Raw genomic sequence first — 21,873 nt, 5'->3', positions numbered from 1 at the left:
AGTTCGTGCGTTCGTATGCTCCCGCTTTCGGTACTTAAACATCACGAAACGGTCGGGTCGCTGTGGGCGACTCGCACGGTGGCTGCGAGCGTCGTCCCGCGGGCCGTGCCGGTTCGATGGTCGCGTCAGTCCGGTGGCCGCGCCGGTTCGATGGTCGCGTCGCTCGTTTCCGTGAGGCGTACTGTTTAGTGGGTCCCGCGGGAGGGTCCGAATATGAAGGCCGTTCAGTTCGCCGACCACGGCGACCGCGACGTGATCGAGTACGGCGAGTTCCCCGAGCCCGACCCCGACCGCGGCGAGGTGCTCGTCGACGTCAAGGCGGGGGCGTTGAACCACCTCGACGTCTGGACCCGCCGCGGAATGCCCGGCATCGACGTGGAGATGCCGCACATCCCGGGGAGCGACGCCGCGGGCGTCGTGGAGGCCGTCGGTGAGGGCGTGACGCGCTTCGAGCCTGGGGACCACGTCGCCGTGAGCGCCGGCGTCTCCTGCGGCAACTGCGAGTTCTGCCGGAACGGCGAGGAGTCGCTGTGCGTCTCCTTCCACATCATCGGCGAGCACGTCCGCGGCGTCCACGCCGAGAAGGCGTCGGTCCCGGCCGAGAACCTCGTCCCGGTCCCCGACGGCGTCGACTGGGAGGTCGCCGGCTCCGCGTCGCTCGTGTTCCAGACCGCGTGGCGGATGCTCCAGACGCGCGCGGACATCGAGGCGGGCGAGAAGGTGCTCGTCTTGGGCGCCTCCGGCGGCGTCGGCCACGCAGCGGTCCAGATCGCCGACCACGCCGGCTGCGAGGTGTTCGCGACTGCCTCCACCGAGGAGAAGCTCGCGCACGCCGAGGACTGCGGCGCCGACCACGTCATCGACTACGAGGCGAACGACTTCGCGGACGAGATCGCGGCGCTCACCGGCAAACGAGGCGTCGACGTCGTCGTCGACCACGTCGGCGAGGCGACCTACCCGAACTCGCTGAAGTCGATGGCGAAGGGCGGCCGGCTCGTCACCTGCGGCGCGACCACTGGCCCGAACCCGGGCGCGGGGCTCAACCGCATCTTCTGGAACCAGCTCTCCGTCATCGGCTCGACGATGGCGACGCCGGGCGAGGTCGACGACGTCCTGGAACTGGTCTGGGACGGGACCTTCGAGCCCCGCGTCCGGGAGGTCCTCCCGATGAGCGAGGCCGCGCGCGCACACGAGATGATCGAGAACCGTGAGGGCTTTGGCAAAGTGGTGGTTAGACCCGACAGTGAGCTCTGAGACCGACGCGGCCGACGGCGACGCGGCCGATCGCGACGCGGCCGCGGGCGCCGACGGCACTACCGACGGCGGCTATGTCCACGCCCCGGAGGGCGAGAGCGGCGGCGCCGACGGTACGGGGCCGTCGGAGTCGGCCGGTCGGGAGCCGGCGGCCGACGGCTTCGGCCGCGAGGGGTGGGCGCTGGTGGCGGCGCTTTTCGTCTGCGCTATCGTCATCCCCGGGATCATCTACGCGTATCCGTACGCGGCCGGGTGGTTCGGGCTCCCCTTTTTCGCCACGTACCTCGTGCTGCCGCTTGTCCCCGCGCTCCTGCTCGGCCTCGTCGCCGTCTGGTCGATGACGGCCGCGACGGCCGACCCCGAGGCGTGAGCGAGCCGGGTCGGTGACGGCGAGCGAGTCCTCGACACGGGCGCCGACGGGCGCGCGCTCCCGCAGCCGAACGACAACCGTTTTGAACGACACCCGCGCAGTGGTGATATGTTGATCACCGTCTCCGGCCCGCCTGGAAGCGGGAAGAGCACCAACGCCGTCCAGCTGGCGGACGCGCTCGGTCTCGGGCACGTCTCCGGCGGCGACATCTTCCGCGAGATGGCGGCCGAACGCGACATGACGCCGGTCGAGTTCAACGAGTTCGCCGAGGAGGACCCGCAGATCGACCGCGACCTCGACCGCCGGCTCCGCGAGATCGCCGTCGAGCGCGACGACGTGGTCCTCGAATCGCGGCTCGCCGGGTGGCTCGCGGCCGACCACGCCGACTTCCGGTTCTGGTTCGACGCGCCGCTGTCGGTCCGCGCGGAGCGGATCGCGGAGCGCGAGGCGAAGCCGACCGACCGCGCGCGAACGGAGACGGAGCGCCGCGAGGCCTCCGAGCGCAAGCGGTACCGGGAGTACTACAACATCGACATCGAGGACCTCTCGATCTACGACGCCGCGTACAACACCGCCCGCTGGGGGCCCGAGCGCTTCCTCAACGTCCTCGTCGCGACCGTCGAAGCGTACGACCCCGACGACGACGAGGGGAAGGCGCCCGTCGACGGCGTCGTGTACGACTTCTGAACCCGCAACTGACCTCCGCATGACAGATCCTTCCGACGCCGACCCCGACCCGCTCAGAGCGCCTCCCGAAGAGCGGTCAGTGCCGGAGCTGCTCCGGTTCGGCGTCGTCAACCTCGACAAGCCCGCCGGGCCCTCCTCGCACCAAGTGTCGGCGTGGGTGCGGGACGCCATAGACGAGACGCTCGCGACGCTCGACCCCGAGGGGCCACCGACCCGCGGCGTCGCTCACTCGGGGACCCTCGATCCGAAGGTCACCGGCTGTCTCCCCACGCTGACCGGCGACGCGACGCGCATGGCGCAGGTGTTCCTCGAAGGGGCGAAGGAGTACGTCGCGGTGCTGGAGCTCCACGGGTCACCCCCGTCGGACTTCCGGGAAGTCGTCGCCGAGTTCGAGGGCGAGATCTACCAGAAGCCGCCGCGGAAGAGCGCCGTGAGCCGTCGGCTCCGCACGCGGACGGTCCACGAGTTGGACCTGCTGGAGGTCGCCGACCGCCGGGCGCTCCTCCGGATCCGCTGCGAGTCGGGGACGTACGTCCGGAAGCTGTGTCACGACATCGGGCTCGCGACGGGGGGCGGCGCGCACATGGGACACCTCCGGCGCAGCGCCACGGACCCGTTCGACGACCGCGACCTCCGCACGCTTCAGAACCTCGTGGACGCGCTCGCGTGGGCCGGGGACGGCGACGACGCGCTCCTCCGCGAGGTGGTCCGCCCGGCGGAGGACGCCCTCGCCCACCTCCCCGCGGTGACGGTCGCCCGGTCGGCCGCCCGCAGCGTCGCGACCGGGGCTCCCGTGTACGCGCCCGGCGTGATCGACATCGACGACGCGGCGATCCCGGCGGCGGTCCGCGACGACGCGTCGACCGATAGCGACGCGCCGACCGACACGAATGGCGACGCGCCGACTGACCGCGACACGGACCCGGACCCGCCGCTCGCCGCGTGCTTCACGCCGGACGGCACCGCGGTCTGCCTCGGGAGCGTCGTCGACGACCCGGACGCCGAGAACGGGACGGTCGTCGCCTTGGAGCGCGTTCTTTTATAAATACGCCGCCCCCAGATGCGGACATGGACGAGCCGGACGCAGACGGAGGCGGAGTGGTAGCCGTCGGGAGCGCGAGCGCCGAGCCCGGAACGCTCGACCGCGGGTGGCTCACGGTCGGGGACCTGCCGACCGGCGGCACGGAACGGCTCCCGGTCGCGGTCGCGAACGGCGCCGCCGACGGGCCGACGCTGTGGCTCACCGGCGGCGTCCACGGCGACGAGGCGACGGGCGTCGCGGTCGTCCAGGACGCGGTCGCGACCTTCGGCGACCGCCTCGCCGACCTCGCCGGCGTTGTCGTCGCCGTGCCCGTCGTCTCCCCGGCCGGCCTGCGCCGGAACGCGCGAGAGACGTACTACGCCGACGAGGACCCGAACCGGCACTTCCCGGACGCCGACGCGGAGTCGGCCCGCCCGCCGAAGCTCCAAGAGCGGATCGACGCCCGGCTGTACGCCGCGATCACCGGCGAGTCGTCGGACGATGGGGACAAGTTCTCAGTCGACGCGGTCGGCACCGACGCGACCGCGGACGCACTGATCGACTGTCACACCGCAGGCGTCGGTAGCGAGCCGTTCGCCATCCGCGACCGCGTGCTGTACGGTGACCGACGGAATGAGGCCGATGCGGCCGCGCTCTCTGAGGACCTCGGCCGACTCGTCGAGGCGTTCGGGCTTCCGGTGGTCCGGGAGTATCCCGCCGCAGAGTACGTCGAAGAGAACCTCCAGCGATCGACCGCGGGTGCCGTACTCAACGAGGCGGGGATCCCGGCGTTCACGGCGGAACTCGGCGCCCACAGCGTCGTCGACGACGCGCTCCTCGACGCTGGCGTCGCGGGCGTCGTCGGCGTCGCGGTCGAACTCGGGCTCCTCGACGAAGTACCCGAGTCGGCCAGCGAGCCCGGGGTCGGCGTGGCTCCGGCCCCCGTCGAGTTTCCCGTGCGGCGCTTCCGCGGGCCGACGACCGATATCTCCGGACTCGTCCGGCACCGGGTGGCGGCCGGGAACGCGTTCGACGAGGGTGATGTCCTCGCGAGCGTGGTCGACGCCGCGGGCGCGGAGCGCGGGACGGTCGAGGCGGACCGCGACGGGTACGTCCTCGGTCGTGCCGAGGGGCTGGCCGTCTACGAGGGCGACGCGATCGGGAGCCTCGCGGTGCGGGACGCGGGCGACCTCGTGGTCCCGCGGGACGGCGACGACTGAAGCGAAGTCCTTAATTACTGGACCGTCGTTTTTCAGCGTGTAGTCAGGGACCGTGGGGTAGTGGTATCCTATGCGGATGGGGTCCGTATGACCTGAGTTCGACTCTCAGCGGTCCCATACGGAATTCTACGCGGACCGTCCGGATGCGGCTAGCGCGACCGCTGTCGCTCTTCGCGGACGGTGCGACGCGATCCGGGACAGTACACGTGCGGGTCGGTAACGGATGCGTACCTCTTTGCCCGTGTAGAATATCAACGAAACATGAAACGAACGGGCGGTGCGTTCCGGATCCTCCTGCTCGCGGGGATCATCTTCCTCGCGGGCTGTGCCGGCGCGGTACCCGGCGATCAGGCGCCGACGGGACCGGACGCGGGCGACGAGACGGCGGCCGAGGCGGCGAACGGCACCGTCGAGGTCCACTTCATCAACGTCGGGCAGTCGGTCAGCACGCTCGTCGTCGGGCCGGAGGGAGCGACCATGCTCGTCGACACGGGTCACTACAACGACGACGGCGAGTACGTGCTGGAGTACCTCCGGCGGCACGACATCACGCGGATCGACCACCTCGTCACCTCGCACAACGACGCGGACCACATCGGCGGCAACGCGGCGATCATCGAGCACTACGAGACGGAGGCCGACGGGATCGGTGCCGTCTACGACCCCGGCATCGCCGCGAGCACGCAGACCTACGCCGAGTACCTCGACGCGGTCGAGGAGCACGACGTGACGCTGTACGAGACGCGCGAGGGCGACGCGATCTCGTTCGGCGCGGTCGGCGTCGACGTGCTCGGGCCGCCCGAGCCGTACCTCGAAGGCGAAGCGCGCAACGAGAACAGCGTCGTGCTCAGGCTCACCCACGGCGAGACGAGCTTCCTGCTGTCCGGCGACGCCGAAGACGATCAAGAAGCGTACCTGATCGACGCGTACGGGTCGGAACTGGAGTCGACCGTGCTGAAGGCCGGCCACCACGGCTCGTCGAGCTCGTCGAGCGGCCAGTTCCTCGACGCGGTGGGACCGCGGGCGGTCGTCGTGTCGAGCGCGTACGACTCCCAGTACGGTCACCCGACAGAGGAGGTCCTCCGGCGGTTCGCGGACCGGTCGCTCCCGACCTACTGGACCGCGACGCACGGGACCGTCGTCCTCGTGAGCGACGGGAACGGCGTCTCCGTGCGGACGCAGCGCGACGCGCCCACCGACCCGCTCGCGGTGCGCGACGGCGAGCCGATCGAACCCGGGGCAGGCGGCGAGGTCGTCGAACGCGCTCGGCTCGGCGGCGACCCGGTCGACGGCGGTTCCGGAGGCGGAGCCGACGACGACAGCGACGCCGACGACGACGGCGGCGACACTGACGGAGGGGACGAGACGGCGTCGACCGATCCGGCCGCAGCCTTGGAAGTCGCGGCGATCAACGCGGACGCCGAGGGCGACGACGGCGAGAAGCTGAACGACGAGTACGTGGTCTTCGAGAACGCGGGCGACGAGCCGATCGACCTGTCCGGGTGGACGGTCGCGGACGAGGCGGCGCACAGCTACGCGTTCCCGGAGGGATACACGCTCGGCGCGGGCGCGACGGTGACGCTCCGGACGGGGAGCGGCGCAGACACCGACGCCGAACTGTACTGGGGGGCGGGGTCGCCGGTCTGGAACAACGCCGGCGACACGGTGATACTCTCGAACGCCGCCGGGGAACGCGTGCTTGCGGTGAGCTACGAATGACCGGTATCGATCTCCCCGACGGCGAGTACACCGCGGTCGTGGACGGCGTCGAGGACGGGCTCGCGACCGTGTTCTTCGAGCGCGACGGCGACGAGGTGGGGGACGCGGTGCTGGACGCCTCGCGGCTTCCGCCGGACGGAGGGCATGCCGACGCGGTCCTGTCGGTGACGCTCGACGGCGGGCGTATCGAGGCCGCCTCGTACGAGCCCGAGGAGACGGAGCGCCGCGCCGAGGCGGCGCAGGACCGGTTCGATCGGCTCTCGGAGCGACCGCCGTCCGACGAGGGGGCGTAAGGGCGGCGCCGGTCGCTCCGCAACCACTAAACGCGGCTCGCTCCTTGCTTCGGTAATGGCCGACTGGACGGAGAAGTACCGCCCGAGCACGCTCTCGGAGGTGCGCGGCAACGACAAGGCCCGCGACGCGTTCGCGGAGTGGGCCCGCTCGTGGGACGACCATCACGAGGCGGTCGTCCTCCACGGCAGCCCCGGCGTCGGGAAGACGAGCGCGGCGCACGCGCTCGCGAACGACATGGGGTGGGAGACGGTAGAGCTGAACGCCTCCGACCAGCGCACCGCCGACGTCATCGAGCGGTTCGCGGGCCGGGCCGCGCGGAACGCCACCCTCAGCGGGAGCGCGGCCGGCGGCGGCGCGGCCGGCGGCGACACCGCCTCGCGACAGCTCGTCATCGTCGACGAGGCGGACAACATCCACGGCAACTACGACCGCGGCGGCGCCTCGGCGATCACGAAGCTGGTCAAGGAGTCCGGCCAGCCCATCGTGCTCATCGCCAACGACTACTACGACATGTCGCGGGGGCTCCGGAACGCGACCCAGGAGATCGAGTTCCGCGACGTCTCCGCGCGCTCCATCGTCCCCGTCCTCCGCGACGTCTGCCGCAAGGAGGGAATCGAGTTCGACTCCGACGCCCTCCAGCGGATCGCAGAGGGGAACCGCGGCGACCTCCGAGGCGCGGTCAACGACCTCCAAGCCGCGACGCAGGGGCGCGACTCGATCGCGGTCGAGGACGTGGTCACCGGCGACCGCGACAAGGCGCTGGGGCTGTTCCCGTTCCTCGACGCCGTGTTGAAAGAGGAGTCCGCCGAGGAGGCGCTCCGGTCGGCGTACGCCGTCGACGAGACCCCGGACGACCTGACGGCGTGGATCGAGAACAACGTCCTCGACGTGTACGAGCCGGCGGCGGCGGTCCGGGCGTACGACTTCCTCGCGAACGCCGACGTGTGGCTCGGCCGCGTCCGCGCCACGCAGAACTACTCCTACTGGCGGTACGCGACCGACAACGCGGCGGCGGGCGTCGCGTCCGCCCGCGACGGCGAGAAGGGTGGCTGGACCCGGTACGGCCGCCCGCAGTTCTGGTCGTCGTCGGACCCGACCGCCGACGAGGTCGTCGGCAAGATTGCGGCCGCGAGCGGCTGTAGCGTCGCGACCGCCAGACGCGAGGTGCTCCCGTTCCTCGAGACCGTCACGCACCACTGTAAGCCCCGCGACCTGACCGTCGCGATGGCGGCCGCATACGACCTCGACGAGGCGGGCGTCGCCTTCGTTACCGGCTCCGGCGAGTCGACGAACAAGGTCGCGTCGATCGTCGAGGACGCGCAGGCCCGCCGCGAGGAACTGATCGAGGAGCACGCGGACGGCGCCTTCGCGCACGCCGCGGCCGACCGCCGAGACGACGAGAGCGACTCGGGCGCGGCCGACGACCCGGACCGCGACGGCTCCGAGGCGACCGCCGACGGGAGCGACCAGCGCGACTCGGCGGACGGCGCGGCCGCTGACGAAGCGGCCGACGGGGAGGAAGACGACGATCAGGCCGGGCTGACCGACTTCATGTGAGCCGGTCTCGGGGGGTAGTTCACCGGTTCCCGCTGCCGCTGAGGGGGGACGAACTCGGCCCCGAACCGCCGTCGCTCACGCCCGCAGGCTCGATCGCATCCACGCGGCAGAACTCGAACCGCGCGCCGCCCTCCCGGCCCTCCGTCACCGAGACGGTCCACCCGTGCGCCTCGGCGATTCGCTCGACGATGGCGAGCCCGAAGCCCGTCCCGTCCTTCGCGGTGGTGTGTCCAGCATCGAAGACGGCGTCTCGCTGGTCGGGGTCGATCCCGGGCCCGTCGTCAGCGACGTAGAACCCCTCGCGCGTCCGCCCGACCCGGACGCGGACCGCGGCCTCGTCGGGGTCCGAGGGAGTGCCGTCGGCCTGCGACCCCGCTCCCGAGGCGAACGTCCTCGGCGCGCCGCGCTCGTCTGGGTCCGACTCGTCGCCGCCGGTGCCGGCCGAGCCGGGTCCGTCCGGGGTCCCGTGTTCGATCGCGTTGCGGAAGAGGTTCTCGAGCGCCTGTCGGAGTCGGTCCGCGTCCGACCGGATCGTCGGGAGCGGTGCGTCGACGACGAGCGCGGCGTCGGCCGGTCGGCCCGTCGTCCGCCACGCGCTCTCGACGACCGACCGCAGGTCGGTCGGCTCGGTCGCCTGAACCGTTTTCCCCTCGCGCGCCAGCGTCAGGACGTCGCCGATGAGGTGGTCCATGCGGTCGAGGGCGTCGAGGGCGCGGTCCAGCTGCTCCGTCGACGCGTCGCCGTCGAGGTCGTCGGCCAGTTCGATGTTTCCGACCGCGACGGAGAGGGGGTTCCGGAGGTCGTGGCTCACGACGCTCGCGAACTCCTCCAGCCGCTCGCGCTGTCGTTCCAGCCGTTTGCGGCGCTCGACGCGCTCGTCGGCGGGGAAGAGGTACCCCACCACGTCGCCGCGTTCGGTCGCCCGGCCACGCTCGTGGACCCACTGCGGCTCACTGTCGGACGCGACGCGGTACACCACGTCGACGGGGTCGGTCTCGAGCGCCTCCCGGAGACGGTCGCGGTCCTCGTCGGCCACGCAGTCGAGCCAACCGCCGTCCGGCCGCTCCGGGGCGTGGACCCGCGGATCGTCTCCCGCCTCGATCACGAACCGAGAGGGGTCCCCCTCGGGTCGGCGGTAGGCGATCCCGGGCCGCCGCTTCATCGGTCGCGACACGTGTCAACCAGATTACTCGGTCCACATAAACATTACTCAATTATCACTTGTCATACACTGAGATCAAGTCAAAATAACACGAAAAAATCGATCGCGGAAGCGGAACCGCCGAGAGGCCTTTGTCGCGTCCGCCGATTGATCGCCGTATGCGCGCTGCGATCCTTCGAGACCACGGGGAGCCGCTCGCGGTTCGCGAGCTTCCCGACCCCGAACCGGAGCCCGACGGCGCCGTCGTCCGCGTGGAGGCCTGCGGCGTCTGCCGCAGCGACTGGCACGCGTGGGCCGGTCACGGGGAGTGGGCGGACGACCGCGTCCCGCGCGGCCAAGTGCTCGGCCACGAGCCGGCCGGCGAGGTCGTCGCGGTCGGCGACGAGGTCGACCGGTTCCGCCTGGGCGACCGCGTGGTCGTCCCCTTCTCGCTCGGCGACGGGACGTGCCCCCACTGCCGCCGCGGGGCCGGCAACGTCTGCGAGGACGGCCGCGCGCTGGGGTTCGAGGCCGCCGCCCCGGGCGCGTTCGCGGAGCGAGTGGCGGTGCCGGCCGCCGACTACAACCTCGTCGGGCGCCCCGCCTGGCTCGGCGCGACCGCGGCCGCGGCGCTCGGCTGTCGGTACATGACGGCGTACCACGCGCTCGCCGAGCGCGCGAACGTCAGCGGCGGCGACGCGGTCGCCGTCCACGGCTGCGGGGGCGCCGGCCTCTCCGCGGTCCAGATCGCCGCGGCGCTCGGCGCGCGCGTGATCGCGGTCGACATCGACGACGCGGCCCTCTCGCTCGCTCGCGAGCTCGGCGCCGACGAGAGCGTGAGTCTGGGGTCGTTGCCGGAGGAAAGTTCGGTCCCCGAGCAAATCCGCGACCTCACCGACGGCGGCGCCGACATCTCGCTCGACGCTCTGGGGATCGCCGAGACCTGTCGGAACTCCGTCCGGTCGCTGCGTCCCCGAGGCACCCACGTCCAAGTCGGGCTCACGACGGACGCCGAACGCGGCGAGGTGTCGCTCCCGACCGACTGGATGACCCGGTGGGAGATCTCGTTCCTCGGCTCGCGCGGGATGCCGCCGACGAGCTACCCGGACCTGTTCGCGCTGATCGAGTCGACGGGGATCGACCCCGGCGCCCTGGTCGCTCGCGAACTGTCACTGTCAGAGGTGTCGGGCCGGCTCGCGGCGATGGACGAGTACGAGGTGGCGGGCGTGGAGGTCGTTACCGAGTTCTGAGCGCGGCCTACAGCAGTCGCGAAAGGAACTGTTGACCGCGGTCCGTCGACGGCTCGTCGAAGAAGGACCGCGTCTCGGTCCGCTCAACGACTCGGCCGTCGGCCATCAAGACGATCCGGTCGCCGACCTCGCGGGCGAAGCCCATCTCGTGGGTGACGAGGACCATCGTCATCCCGTCGGCCGCGAGTCCCTCGATCACGTCGAGCACCTCGCCGACGAGCTCGGGGTCCAACGCGCTCGTCACCTCGTCGAACAGCATCACCCGCGGCTCCATCGCGAGCGCGCGGGCGATGGCGACGCGCTGCTGCTGGCCGCCCGAGAGCGCGCCCGGGTGCGACTCGGCCTGATCGGCGAGCCCGACCCGGTCGAGGAGGTCGGACGCGGCCCGCTTCGCCTCGCCCTCCGGCTCGCCTTTCACCTTCTCCGGGGCGAGCGCGACGTTCTCCAGCGCGGTTTTGTGCGGGAAGAGGTTGAACGACTGGAACACCATCCCGATCTGCTGTCGGATCTCGTTGACGTCCGTCTCGATCACGGACCGGCCGTCGAGCCGGATATCGCCGCCCTGAATCTCCTCTAACCGGTTCGCACACCGGAGCAGCGTCGACTTCCCGGACCCGGACGGTCCGATGACGACGACGACCTCTCCCTCGTCGACGTCGACGTCGACGTCGTACAGCACCTGCGTGTCGCCGAATGACTTGTCGACGCCGTCAAACTCGACGAGCGGACCGGTCACGCCTCCTCACCCCCGTCGTCGTCGCCGGAGCCGAGCCCCGACAGCCGACCGAACATCCGGCTGTCGGACCCCCAGTCCGACCGGCGCTCCAGTCCGTTGACGAGCTGGCTCATCGACATCGTGATCGCGAGGTAGAGCACGCACACCCACACGAGCGGGGTCCACGGGTCCAGTTGGTTGCTGTTGATGTTTCGGAACACGCTCATGATCTCCGGGACAGCGATGACGGTCAGCAGCGAGGTGTCCTTCACGAGAATGATCTGGTCGTTGCCGATGGCCGCGAGCGCGTTGCGCCACGCCTGCGGGAGGACGACCTGCCGCAGCGCCATCACGCGGGACATCCCGAGCGACCGGGCCGCCTCCATCTGGCCGTTCGGGACGGCGTCGATCCCGCCGCGGATCGCCTCGCCGACGTACGCGCCGTGGTTCAGCGTGAGCCCGATGATCGCGGCCGGGATCGCCCAGTCCGTGAAGGGGAACTCGCCGGTGGCCCAGAGCCGCGGCACGCCGAAGTAGATGACGAACAGCTGGAACAGCAGGGGCGTGCCGCGGAAGAACTCGACGTACCCCTTCGCGATCCGTCCGGTGACGTTCGATGTCGAGATCCGGCCGAGCCCCACGAGGACGCCGAGCGACACGGAGAGGAGACTCGAGATCACGACGATCTGGATGACGAGGAAGAACGCCTCCGCGAACCGCCGCGCGATGAGCGGCGAGGCGAGCAGGCTGTAGTCGACCTGCGTCGAAAGGATCCAGGCCAACAGTCCCCCGATGGCCAGCACGAACCCCCCGGCGGCCACCTCGCCGACCCGCTTCACCAGCCGGTCGCGCATCAGTACGCCGCCGCCGCTCGACTCCGATTCTGTCTGTGTTGCCATGTGATATCAGGTAGAGACGGCGAGGTCCGGAGACTCAGCCGTCGAAGTACTCGTTGTAGATCTCCTCGTACGTCCCGTTCTCGCGGATCGTCGCGAGGGCCCCGTTGACCTCCTCTCGGAAGTCGTCGTCGTCCTGCCGGAACGCGATCCCGTACTCCTCGATCGTCAGCGTGAGGTACGGCGGCGCGTCGTCGCGGTCGGCCGCGACCCCGTCTCCCTCGAGGAAGACGACCTCCTCGTTCTCCGCGGCGAACGAGGCGCTCACGGTGTTGTCGTTGATGACCGCGTCCACCTGATTGTTGAGCAGCGCGTCGAACGCGCCGTTGATCTGGTCGTAGCTCTCGATCTGGAGGTCGCCGCCGAACTCCTCTTGGAGGTCCTCGGCGGCGGCCTCGCCGGTCGTCCCGCGCTGGACGCCGACGGACGTGCCCTGGAGGTCCTCGCGGGAGCCGATGTCGCTGCCCTCCAAGAGGAGGACGGTCTGGTACGCGGTGAAGTACGGGTCCGAGAAGTCGACCCGCTCGGCGCGCGACTCGTTGATCGTCATCGCGCTCATGATGACGCGGAAGTTCGCGTTGTTCAGCGACGCGATGATCCCGTCGAAGGAGGTCTCCTGGAACTCGTAGTCCATGTCGAGCTGCTCGCCGAACACGGCCTCGGCGATCTCGACGTCGAATCCGATGAGGTCGCCCGCCTCGTTGCGGTACTCGAAGGGCGCGTATGGGATGTCGGAGCCGATGGTGATCGTCTCACCGCCCCCGCCGCCGCCGCCGATACAGCCGGCGGTGGCCGCCAGTCCGCTCGCGCCGACCGCGGTCAGGTACTGTCGCCGGTTCACAGAACGGGTTTCGTCCATACACCGTTTCTCGGTTGATCACGATTTCAACGTTTCGGCCGCGAGATAGCAATATTTGCCGAACTGCGGGGGTTCGACAGGGTCGTTCAGGAGAGACGCCGCTCCGTTCGGGGCCGCGACCCGACGGCGAGCGGCCCGATCAGTCGCCGCCGATCGGGACGCTCCCGTCGCGCATCTCGTCGGCGCCGCGGAGGGTCCACGCCGCGCCCGCGGCGAGCGCGACGGCGACGGCCAAGACGGCGAGGTTGATCTGCTGCCACGTCGCGGTGTACAACACGAGGTCCCGGCCGAGCAGCAGCGTGCCCACGAGCGCGGCCAACGACCCGGCCGCCAACGCGCGAACGGTGTTGGCCGTCCCGGCGTCGAGCCCGTCGTACCCGCCCCGGACCGCCTCCGTCGCGTACGCGACGGCCGCGACGAGCCCGAGGTGTCCGGCGAGTCCGGTGATGTAGAAGGCGGCCTGCGCGGGCGGCGCGTATGTGAGGAACGGGACTGCCCGCGAGAAGACCGCGCTGGCGACGATACCGGCGACGGCGATTCCCGCGGCCGCCCGGAGCAGTCGCGCGTTCCCGCGCCCGCCGCCCCAGATCGTTGCCAGCCCGAGCAGCGTGAAGATGATCAGCGCCACGGACAGGTGCGCCGCGTGCGTGGACACGGTGTACCCGCCCGGGATGAGCCCGCTGAGGGTGACGGTGATCGCGCCGACGGTGATCTGGAGCGGTAAGATAGCGACCGCCAGCGTCGCCGCCAGCTTGGTCCGGCGCTCGAACCCGGACCCGAGCCACGTCCACCCGGCGACGCCGATGATGAGGAAGCCGGTGACCATCGCCCACGCCCGGTGGAACCACTCGATGAAGTCGGGGTTGATCGTGAGCGCCGGGATGAGCTGGTCGGAACACAGCGGCCACTGGGCCTGACACGCCAGCCCGGAGCCGGTCGCCGCGGTGTAGACGCCGAGCGAGAAGAGGACGAGCGTCATCCCCGTCGTCGCCGCCGCGTATCGCCTGAACGTTAGCCACGCGGGCCGAAGACTCATTAGCCGATTTCGGGCGCGCGCGCACTTAGACCGTTCGGCCGCTCCTCGCGATCGAGAAGGGCGCACGGGTCGACAGGCGGCGACGGACGGTCGAGGCGGTCGAGCGTCCCCCGGTACGCGACCGCTACCCGGACAGCTCTCGCTTCGCCCGCCGCGCCCGCTCGGACATCTCTTCGTCGCCGTCGACGTCCGCGAGCGTCTCGATCGCCTCCAGCTTCCGGACGGAGTCGTCGAGGAACGAGAGCACGTCGCCGGTGTACGCGTACACCATGTAATCGTCGGTCATCACGTCGACGATGGCCTGCGGGCCGAGCCCCTCGGCGCGCAGTTCGAGGACATAGCGCATGAACTTCTCCTCGGGGCAGCCGCAGTACGGGTTCGAATCGCAGTCGCAGTCGAGGAAGTCCTCGGCGAAGTCGAGGACGCGGTCGCGGGTCGTCTCGTCGAGCTTCGAGAGGCCGTCGCCGGTGAACAGCAGGTCGAGGGTGGCGCCGGCGAACGCCCCCTTCGGAATGTTCGCCTCCAGCTGGGAGGCGAGCTGCCGGTGGTTCTTCACGTAGATCTTGTCGGTAAAGGCCACAGTTAGCGATTCGTACGCCCGCAGCCCTCAAAAGCGACGCGGTGATCGAGAGACCGTCGGCGGTTCGAACGACATCGCGTCACACGCCCGTCCGGGAGTCGTAACCGTTATTTATCGAAGCGGGGTATTTGACGACGCGTGTCCGGGTTAGGGTAGTGGACTATCCTTCAGCCTTGTGGAGGCTGAGACGCGGGTTCGATTCTCGCACCCGGACCTTTTCCGACGAACGGAGTGAGGAGCGAAAAGTCCGGAAGGCGAGATTGAATCATGCGAGACGAGCGGAGCCCGTCTCGCCCGGGTTCGATTCTCGCACCTGGACCTTCTCGCGGCGAGCAGTATCGCGAGCTGCGAGGCTCCGTAGCGAATTGAAGCGGTGATCGAGGCGCCGGTCAGAACTCGATCCGCTCGCCGTCTTCCGGGATCAGCACGTCCGCCGTCTCCGCCCGGAGTTCCTCGCGCGAGAGCAGGCAGTGGTTGATCGCCTCCATGTGGACCACGGCGACCGGGGCGTCGGTGGCCTCGCGCACGGCCGCGATGTCCTCGACGCCCATCGTGATCGGTTCGCCGTGGTTGAACCGCGCCGCGCCGCCGTTGAGCACGACGGCGTCGGGGTCGAACTCCGCCAGCGTCTCCGCGACCGGGTCGTACCAGACCGTGTCGCCGGCGAGGTACAGCGTCTCGTCGCCGTCAAGCAGGAACCCGGAGACCGGACCCATCTGCTCGGCAAGTTCCCCGTGTCCGTGACGGCCCGGGGTTCGGCGGAGCGCGACGCCGTCGAACGACGCCGTCTCCTCGACCGGTCGCACGTCGGTGAAGCCGTCCTCGACGAACGCGTCCGCCTCCGCGGGCTGACAGAACAGCGGCACGTCGGCGTCGAGTCGCTCCGCGGCCGCGTCGTCGAAGTGATCCGGGTGGCGGTGGGTGACGATCACCGCGTCGTGCGACAGGTCGACGTCGGGAAGCGGGACGAGCGGGTTGCGCCGGTCGTTCGGGGTGTTGTCGATCGGCGGAAGCGTGCCTTCGGACGCGAACAGCGGATCGACGAGGAACGTCGTCCCGTCCACGGTCGCGAGCGCCGTGGCGTTGCGGACGAGAGTGACGGCGGGTCCGGCGCCGCGGGTGTTCGACATGTCGGGCCTTCGGCGCGCGAGGGGTTGTGCGTTGCGGCGCCGCTGTCGAGCGTCGGAATGTCGCCCGCGACACTAACGACCGGTCTCATCTCCGGCGGCGTGCCGCGTCGACCGGGAAACCCTCGTGGCGGGCGGTCGCCTGCGCGGCGACGGGCGGGTCGCGTTCGCGACCGGTGTCACGCGCCTGGGTTCTCCGCGCTGTCATCGCTCCCATCGGGGAGTACTCGGGCGGGGACTAGGGGCGCGCACGTTCGGGTAGCCGTCGCGCGCGGTTAAACGGTCGGGTGAGAGGCTCACGACTTCCGGCCGGATGCCGAAGGAGAGCGAGCGGGCCGTCTCGTGGGTGACGCTCGCCAGCGTGGCGGCGGACAGGGTCGGGACGAGCGAGAACCCGTCGAACTTGGGCGTGCTTCGAACGCACCTGACGCCCAGAACGGAACGTTCCTGCCGGATCGGCGAATATCTCCCGGACCGCGGCAGTCGGCGACGGTTCGTTGGGAACGCGCCGCGGTCGCCGACGCATCGTAGTCGGACCGACCGTCAGGCCGAATCGCCGGCCGCGTTCGGCGGTATCGACGGCTATCCGAACGCACTTACGTCCCTGTCACGGACCCACGCGCAATGTCAGTACGAGTCGGCATCCTCGGTGCCACCGGCGCGGTCGGCCAGCGGTTCATCCAGTTGCTCGACGACCACCCGACCTTCGAGCTCGCCGCGGTCACCGCGAGCGCGGAGAGCGCGGGCAAGACCTATCGCGAGGCGGCCAAGTGGCGCGTCGACACCCCAATTCCGGAGGGCGTCGCCGAGATGGAGGTCGCCGAGACGAGCCCCGCAGGGGTCGCGGACGACGGCGTCGACCTCCTCTTTTCCTCGCTCCCGTCGGGCGTCGCGGCCGAGGTCGAGCCCGAGTTCCTCGATGCCGGATACGTCGTCTCCTCGAACTCCTCGAACGACCGCATGGCGGCGGACGTCCCGCTCACGATCCCCGAGATCAACCCCGACCACCTCGGGCTCATCGAGGTCCAGCGCGACGAGCGGGGCTGGGACGGCGCCCTCGTGAAGAACCCGAACTGCTCGACGATCACGATGGTGCCGACGCTCGCGGCGATCGACGAGTTCGGCCTCGAAAGCGTCCGGGTCTCGACGCTTCAGGCGGTCTCCGGCGCCGGCTACTCCGGCGTCACTTCGATGGAGATCCTCGACAACGCCATCCCCCACATCGGCGGCGAGGAGGACAAGATGGAGACGGAGTCGCGCAAGCTGCTCGGCGAGTTCGACGGCGCCGAGGTCTCCCTCCACGACGCCGACGTGGCCGCCTCGTGTAACCGGATCCCCACGCTCGACGGCCACCTGGAGAACGTCTTCGCCGAGTTCGCCGAGGACCCCGCGCCGGCGGACCTCCGCGAGGCGATGCGCTCGTTCGAGGGCGTCGGCGACCTCCCAAGCTCGCCCGAACAGCTCATCAAGGTGTTCGGCGACGACGAGCCCGAGCGTCCGCAGCCCCGCCTCGACCGCACGTACGCCGACGGGATGGGCATCGTCGCCGGCGGCGTCCAGACCACCGACGTCGGCGCGAAGTACAACTGCCTCGCGCACAACACGATCCGCGGCGCGGCGGGCGCCTCGCTGCTCAACGGCGAGCTGCTCGTCGAGGAAGGGTACGTCTAAGCGCGCCGGCCGCCGACCGATACCCACTTTATTCTCCGCGTTCCGTCGGCCGACGCCATGGCAGAGCCATCCGCGAAACGGTCCGTCCGCCGGGGCGTCGCGGTCCTCCTCCTCCCGGTGTCCGGGGCGACGACGCTCCCCGCGTTCGTCGAGGCCGCGCTCCCCGGCGTGTCGAGTGTGGTCGGTGTCGTCCTCTTCGTCGCCGCGGTCGCGTACCTCGTCGGCAGCGTCAGTAGACAGGTGGCCGCGGCGGCCGACACGCCGCTGTGATCGGTCCCGGACGGGCACCGGACGGCACCGAATACTCCGGGGGGCCACGAGACCGCGCCGACCGAAGCGTTCAACAGCCCGTCGCGAATGTCCCCGCACATGGTCGACAGGAACGTCGTCCGCCGGGGGTACGACGAACTCGCGACGGCGTACGCGGCCGACCGCGTCGAGAACGGCCGCGGACGAGCGGTCCTCGACCGCTTCCGTGAGTCGCTGCCGCCGGACGCGCGGGTCCTCGACGCCGGCTGCGGGCAGGGCACGCCCGTGCTCCGAGCGCTGAACGACTCCGGGACCGCCGTCGGAGCGGACATCTCGCGCACCCAACTGGCGCTGGCCGCCGAGAACGTCCCCGGAGCGCCGCTCGCGCAGGGTGACCTCGTCGCGCTCCCGTTCCGCGGCGGCGCCTTCGACGCGGTGACGGCGTACCACTCGCTAATCCACGTTCCGGAGGGGCGTCACCAGGCCGTCGTCGACGAGTTCGCCCGCGTCCTCGGCGACGGGGGACGGCTCCTCTGTTCCGAGGGACCGGAGCCGTGGAACGGCGAGAACCCGGACTGGCTCGACACCGGCGTCGAGATGCAGTGGCACATCGCGGGCGCGGAGGCGACTCGGCGGCAGCTCCGGAACGCCGGCTTCGTAATCGAGCGGGAATCGACCGTCGACGACTCGCTCGCCGACGGCGCCGACGCGCGCTGGACGTTCTTCGCCGCGCGGCTCACCGAGTGAGCAGCCGAGCCCTCGTTACTTCCCTTCGAACTCGGGTTCGCCGTCGCCCATGAACGCCGTGACGCCCTCGATGAGGTCGTCGGTGTTCATCACGTGGCCGAAGCCCATCGCCTCGACCTCGAGGCCGGCCTCGTTGTCGGTGCGGCCGGCGTGGATGGCGCGCTTCGTGTACTTCTGGGCGATCGGCGGGCCGCCCGCGAGCTGCTCGGCCAGCTCCTGCGCCCGGTCGTCGAGCTCGTCGCCCGGCACGACCTCGTTGACGAAGCCGTAGTCGGCCATCGTCTCGGCGTCGTAGCGGTCGGCGGTGAGGATGATCTCCTTCGCGCGCCCCTCGCCGACGACGCGCGCGAGCCGCTGCGTGCCGCCCCAACCCGGGAGCAGGCCGAGGTCGAGTTCGGGCTGGCCGAGCTCGGAGCGCTCGGAGGCGATCCGCATGTCTGCCGCGGTCGCGAGCTCCATCCCGCCGCCGAGGCAGTAGCCGTCGATGGCGGCGATGACGGGCTTGTCCGACTCCTCGAGCTTGCCGAACGTCTGTTGACCCTGCCGAGAGAGCTCGACGGCGTGGATCGGGTCCGCGCCGCCCGCGGCCATACTCTGGACGTCCGCGCCGGCGGAGAAGGCGCGGTCGCCCGCGCCGGAGAGGAGGATCGCCCGCACGTCGTCGTCGCCGTCGAGCAGGTCAATCGCGTCGGCGAGCTCGTCGAGCACGTCGCCGCTGATCGTGTTCATCCGGTGCGGGCGGTCGATCTCGACGTGCCCGACCCGCGCGTCGGCGTCGACGTCGACGTTCAGCACGTCGAACGCCGGGCCGCTCTCCGCGTCGCCGTCGGCTCCGTCGCCGCGGAAGCCGCCCGACTCGGCCGCCTCGCGCAGGTAGTCGGTCGCCTCATAGCGCTCCTCGCCGGTCTCCTCCGCGAGGGCGTCGAGCGTCTCAACCAGCGCGTCGAGCCCCTCTTCGTCAGCGAGCTTTGCCGGGCCGTCGGGGAAGCCCGCGCCGAGCTTGACCGCCGCGTCGATGTCGTCGGCGTCGGCCACGTCGTTGCCGATCAGGCCGGCCGTCTCGTTGGCCATCACCGCGAGCAGGCGGCGGCGCACGTCGTCGTCGAGCGCGTCGCTCGGGATCTGCGCGCCGTCGCCGTCCTCGTAGTCGTAGAATCCCTTGCCGGTCTTCTTGCCGAGGTCCTCCGCCTCGACCTTCTCGCCGAGCAGCGGGCAGGGGCGGTAGGCGTCGCCGAGGACCTCGTGCATGTACTCCAGCACGTGGTAGCCCACGTCGATGCCGACCTGGTCGGCGAGCTCGAACGACCCCATCGGGAGGCCCATGTCGAACTTCGTCGTGGAGTCGACCGCCTCCATCGTCGCGTCGCCGGACTCGACGATCCACGCCGCCTCGTTCATCAGGGGGACGAGGATGCGGTTGACGATGAACCCGGGGCTGTCCTTCCGGACCCGGACGGGCGTCTTCCCCATCGACTCGGCGAGCCCCTCGATCAGGTCGAGCGTCTCCTCGCTCGAGTGCTCCCCGGAGATGACCTCGACCAAGTCCATCCGCACCGGCGGGTTGAAGAAGTGCATCCCGCAGAAGCGCTCGGGGCGGTCCGTCACCTCCGACAGCTCGGTGATAGAGAGGCTGGAGGTGTTGGTGACGAAGACGGCCTCGTCGGGCGCGTACTCGACCACGTCGTCGTACACGTCCTTCTTGATGGCCATCTTCTCGGGGACGACCTCGACGACGATGTCGGCGCCGTCGAGCGCGTCCTCGAGGTCGACGAACGCGTCGACGCGGTCGAGCGCGGCGTCCGCCTCGTCGTCGCCGATTCGGTCCTTCTCCGCGAGCTTGCCGAGCGACCACTCGATCTGGTCGTACCCGTTCTGGACGAGCTCATCGTTGATGTCGCGGAGCGACACGTCGTAGCCGGCGAGAGCGGCCACTTCAGCGATACCGTGGCCCATGTTCCCGGCGCCGAGCACCGTCACGCGCTGGACGTCTTCGAGCTGCATACCTGAGAGTCGGAACCGTCATGGTTGAACGTTTTCATCTTCCAAACGTAAAACAAACTGTAAGTTTATTCGGGTGGGTTGGCGGCTCGACGCGAGGTTCGAGAGACTGAAACGAGCACGAACGGTCGACGCGGGGTGCGAGGGGCTGAGACGGGCACGGGCGCTCGACTCGGGGTGCGAGGGACTGCGCGGACCGGTCCGGAACCGAACGTACTCCTCCGTGCGGCCCCTCGCTCCGGTATGGACGACGGCGTCGACGGAACGATCGACCCGGCCGCGGACGCTGACGGGCCAGCGGCGAAGAGTGGCGGTCCGGCCGCGGACGTAGACGACCCGGTGATCGAGGTCCTCCGCGAGGACCCGACGATGGCGACGCTCGTCGACCGACACGGGCCCCTTGACGTCGCGCCCGCGGACGACGAGTTCGCGCGGCTCTGTACCTCGATCGTGAACCAGCAGCTCTCGACCGCCTCTGCGGCGGCCATCCACGAGCGGTTCGTGGAAGTCGTGGGCGGCGACCCGACCCCGGAGCGCGTCCTCGCGGCCGACGAGGCGACCCTGCGCGAGGCCGGGCTCAGCGGCACGAAGGTCGACTACCTGCGCAACGCCGCCGCCGCGTTTCGCGACGACGAGCGCGACCTCACGCGCGAGGAGTTGGCGGGCGTAAGCGACGAGGCGGTCGTCGACCGGCTCACCGAAATCACGGGCGTCGGCGAGTGGACCGCGAGGATGTACCTCGTCTTCGCGCTCGGGCGCGAGGACGTGCTCCCGCTCGGCGACCTGGCGGTTCGGAAAGGGATCGAGCTGGTGTACAACGGTGGGGAATCGCTGTCGCACGCGGAGATGCGCGAGATCGCCGAGGCGTGGCGCCCGTACCGGAGCTACGGGACGCGATACATCTGGGCCGAGTACGAGTCCTGACTGCGCTCTCGTGGAGGAACGACGGGCCGAGCTATCGGGTCCGGGTCGACTGCTCCGGTTCGGGCTCGGGGTCGCCGGCCGGGGCTCGGTCACCGCTCGCCGCGTCCTCGCGGTACAGCCGGAGGATCTCTTCTAAGAGGACCGCGTGCCGATCACCGGGGACGTACTGGTGGTCGATGAAGTCCTCGGCGTCGCTGAACTTCTCCCGGAGCGCGAGCTTCCGCACGAACGCGACGGACTCGAAGAACGGGGGGCCGTCGGTCTCCTCGTCCGCGCCCAGCGTCCGGTCCGCGTCCGGGATCACCTCGGACTCGATCGCCTCGTAGTCGATCGTCTCCGGGTCGTACTCGTCGAGGGTCCGGGAGAGCACGTAGTCGGCCGAGAAGCGGTAGAACTCCGACTTGCTCTCGAACTGCCCCTCGTCGACGAGCGATTCGATCTCCTCGACCACCGACTCGGGAAACCGGACCGTGCTCTTCACCATGTGTCGTGTCCTCGACAGCCTCGGTCTTATACTTTTGTCAGACGCGCGTGAGCCAGATTTCGGCGGCGCCGGAC

At 70.3% G+C, this 21,873-nt stretch carries 22 protein-coding genes and 2 tRNA genes; 15 read left to right on the top strand and 9 right to left on the bottom strand.

The genetic code is table 11. The annotated features are described in order from the left end of the window. Window positions 1-213: 213 nt before the first annotated feature. From EXE41_RS08000 to EXE41_RS07960, 9 genes are all read left to right on the top strand, one after another. Window positions 214-1,254, top strand: coding sequence for a zinc-binding dehydrogenase (locus EXE41_RS08000; RefSeq protein WP_086215735.1), 1,041 nt, complete (start codon window positions 214-216; stop codon window positions 1,252-1,254). After that, the gene (locus EXE41_RS07995) at window positions 1,244-1,624 is read left to right on the top strand and encodes a hypothetical protein (RefSeq protein WP_137690712.1); all 381 of its coding nucleotides are present in this window, start codon (window positions 1,244-1,246) and stop codon (window positions 1,622-1,624) included. The genes EXE41_RS08000 and EXE41_RS07995 overlap by 11 nt, the downstream gene beginning before the upstream one ends. Before the next feature lie 108 nt (window positions 1,625-1,732). Beyond that, on the top strand, window positions 1,733-2,311 hold the full coding sequence (gene cmk, locus EXE41_RS07990; protein ID WP_086219724.1) for a (d)CMP kinase: 579 nt from the start codon (window positions 1,733-1,735) through the stop codon (window positions 2,309-2,311). A gap of 19 nt (window positions 2,312-2,330) precedes the next feature. Beyond that, a complete protein-coding gene (locus tag EXE41_RS07985) occupies window positions 2,331-3,356 on the top strand; it encodes an RNA-guided pseudouridylation complex pseudouridine synthase subunit Cbf5 (RefSeq protein ID WP_137690711.1) in 1,026 nt (341 codons plus the stop codon). Between the two features lie 23 nt (window positions 3,357-3,379). Next, window positions 3,380-4,552, top strand: coding sequence for a succinylglutamate desuccinylase/aspartoacylase family protein (locus EXE41_RS07980; protein WP_086215737.1), 1,173 nt, complete (start codon window positions 3,380-3,382; stop codon window positions 4,550-4,552). A 46-nt stretch (window positions 4,553-4,598) separates the two neighbouring features. Further along, a tRNA-Pro gene (locus EXE41_RS07975) sits at window positions 4,599-4,669 on the top strand. A gap of 144 nt (window positions 4,670-4,813) precedes the next feature. After that, window positions 4,814-6,271 (top strand): lamin tail domain-containing protein, encoded by a 1,458-nt coding sequence (locus tag EXE41_RS07970; protein WP_137690710.1) that lies wholly within the window; start codon window positions 4,814-4,816, stop codon window positions 6,269-6,271. Next, complete coding sequence (locus EXE41_RS07965) at window positions 6,268-6,564, top strand: DUF3006 domain-containing protein (RefSeq protein WP_049930723.1); 297 nt, start codon at window positions 6,268-6,270, stop codon at window positions 6,562-6,564. Before EXE41_RS07970 ends, EXE41_RS07965 begins: the two co-directional genes overlap by 4 nt. 55 nt (window positions 6,565-6,619) lie before the next feature. Beyond that, window positions 6,620-8,122: a replication factor C large subunit gene (locus EXE41_RS07960; protein WP_137690709.1), complete on the top strand. Its 1,503-nt coding sequence runs from the start codon at window positions 6,620-6,622 to the stop codon at window positions 8,120-8,122. Between the two features lie 19 nt (window positions 8,123-8,141). On the opposite strand, the gene EXE41_RS07955 is transcribed toward EXE41_RS07960, so the two are convergent. Continuing rightward, window positions 8,142-9,296 carry a HAMP domain-containing sensor histidine kinase gene (locus EXE41_RS07955; protein WP_137690708.1) on the bottom strand — a complete coding sequence of 385 codons (1,155 nt, stop codon included), beginning with the start codon at window positions 9,294-9,296 and terminating at the stop codon, window positions 8,142-8,144. A 146-nt stretch (window positions 9,297-9,442) separates the two neighbouring features. On the opposite strand from EXE41_RS07955, the gene EXE41_RS07950 reads away from it, so the two are divergent. After that, complete coding sequence (locus tag EXE41_RS07950; RefSeq protein ID WP_137690707.1) at window positions 9,443-10,513, top strand: zinc-dependent alcohol dehydrogenase family protein; 1,071 nt, start codon at window positions 9,443-9,445, stop codon at window positions 10,511-10,513. 7 nt (window positions 10,514-10,520) lie between these two features. Here the strand turns inward: EXE41_RS07950 and EXE41_RS07945 are convergent, their stop codons facing one another. The 5 genes from EXE41_RS07945 to EXE41_RS07925 all read right to left on the bottom strand — a co-directional run bounded on the left by EXE41_RS07945 (window position 10,521) and on the right by EXE41_RS07925 (window position 14,599). Beyond that, window positions 10,521-11,249 carry an amino acid ABC transporter ATP-binding protein gene (locus EXE41_RS07945; RefSeq protein WP_086215741.1) on the bottom strand — a complete coding sequence of 243 codons (729 nt, stop codon included), beginning with the start codon at window positions 11,247-11,249 and terminating at the stop codon, window positions 10,521-10,523. After that, complete coding sequence (locus EXE41_RS07940; RefSeq protein WP_049930713.1) at window positions 11,246-12,082, bottom strand: amino acid ABC transporter permease; 837 nt, start codon at window positions 12,080-12,082, stop codon at window positions 11,246-11,248. The genes EXE41_RS07945 and EXE41_RS07940 overlap by 4 nt, the downstream gene beginning before the upstream one ends. Before the next feature lie 79 nt (window positions 12,083-12,161). Continuing rightward, window positions 12,162-12,983: a basic amino acid ABC transporter substrate-binding protein gene (locus EXE41_RS07935; protein ID WP_086215742.1), complete on the bottom strand. Its 822-nt coding sequence runs from the start codon at window positions 12,981-12,983 to the stop codon at window positions 12,162-12,164. A gap of 139 nt (window positions 12,984-13,122) precedes the next feature. Next, entirely contained in the window at window positions 13,123-14,019 is an 897-nt protein-coding gene (locus tag EXE41_RS07930) for a COX15/CtaA family protein (RefSeq protein WP_256370416.1), read from the bottom strand. A gap of 124 nt (window positions 14,020-14,143) precedes the next feature. After that, window positions 14,144-14,599, bottom strand: coding sequence for a DUF5814 domain-containing protein (locus EXE41_RS07925; RefSeq protein ID WP_049930709.1), 456 nt, complete (start codon window positions 14,597-14,599; stop codon window positions 14,144-14,146). 141 nt (window positions 14,600-14,740) lie between these two features. On the opposite strand from EXE41_RS07925, the gene EXE41_RS07920 reads away from it, so the two are divergent. Continuing rightward, window positions 14,741-14,813, top strand: a tRNA-His gene (locus EXE41_RS07920). A 175-nt stretch (window positions 14,814-14,988) separates the two neighbouring features. On the opposite strand, the gene EXE41_RS07915 is transcribed toward EXE41_RS07920, so the two are convergent. Next, window positions 14,989-15,729 (bottom strand): MBL fold metallo-hydrolase, encoded by a 741-nt coding sequence (locus EXE41_RS07915; RefSeq protein ID WP_137690706.1) that lies wholly within the window; start codon window positions 15,727-15,729, stop codon window positions 14,989-14,991. Between the two features lie 621 nt (window positions 15,730-16,350). On the opposite strand from EXE41_RS07915, the gene asd reads away from it, so the two are divergent. The 3 genes from asd to EXE41_RS07900 all read left to right on the top strand — a co-directional run bounded on the left by asd (window position 16,351) and on the right by EXE41_RS07900 (window position 18,393). Beyond that, window positions 16,351-17,397, top strand: a complete 1,047-nt coding sequence (asd, locus tag EXE41_RS07910) for an aspartate-semialdehyde dehydrogenase (RefSeq protein ID WP_137690705.1) — start codon at window positions 16,351-16,353, stop codon at window positions 17,395-17,397. 57 nt (window positions 17,398-17,454) lie between these two features. Further along, window positions 17,455-17,667 (top strand): hypothetical protein, encoded by a 213-nt coding sequence (locus EXE41_RS07905; protein WP_049931540.1) that lies wholly within the window; start codon window positions 17,455-17,457, stop codon window positions 17,665-17,667. A 99-nt stretch (window positions 17,668-17,766) separates the two neighbouring features. Further along, window positions 17,767-18,393: a class I SAM-dependent methyltransferase gene (locus EXE41_RS07900; RefSeq protein ID WP_137690704.1), complete on the top strand. Its 627-nt coding sequence runs from the start codon at window positions 17,767-17,769 to the stop codon at window positions 18,391-18,393. Between the two features lie 15 nt (window positions 18,394-18,408). On the opposite strand, the gene EXE41_RS07895 is transcribed toward EXE41_RS07900, so the two are convergent. Beyond that, on the bottom strand, window positions 18,409-20,394 hold the full coding sequence (locus EXE41_RS07895; RefSeq protein ID WP_137690703.1) for a 3-hydroxyacyl-CoA dehydrogenase/enoyl-CoA hydratase family protein: 1,986 nt from the start codon (window positions 20,392-20,394) through the stop codon (window positions 18,409-18,411). Between the two features lie 366 nt (window positions 20,395-20,760). On the opposite strand from EXE41_RS07895, the gene EXE41_RS07890 reads away from it, so the two are divergent. Continuing rightward, window positions 20,761-21,315 carry a DNA-3-methyladenine glycosylase gene (locus tag EXE41_RS07890; protein WP_199240863.1) on the top strand — a complete coding sequence of 185 codons (555 nt, stop codon included), beginning with the start codon at window positions 20,761-20,763 and terminating at the stop codon, window positions 21,313-21,315. A gap of 31 nt (window positions 21,316-21,346) precedes the next feature. Here the strand turns inward: EXE41_RS07890 and EXE41_RS07885 are convergent, their stop codons facing one another. Further along, window positions 21,347-21,799, bottom strand: a complete 453-nt coding sequence (locus EXE41_RS07885; RefSeq protein ID WP_049931543.1) for a hypothetical protein — start codon at window positions 21,797-21,799, stop codon at window positions 21,347-21,349. Between the last annotated feature and the right edge of the window lie 74 nt (window positions 21,800-21,873).

This window comes from Halorubrum sp. SD690R, from assembly GCF_005435035.1.
GTDB lineage: Archaea > Halobacteriota > Halobacteria > Halobacteriales > Haloferacaceae > Halorubrum > Halorubrum ezzemoulense.
Note: the sequence above shows the minus strand (reverse complement) of the source record. Positions and strands in the feature narration are given on the sequence as shown.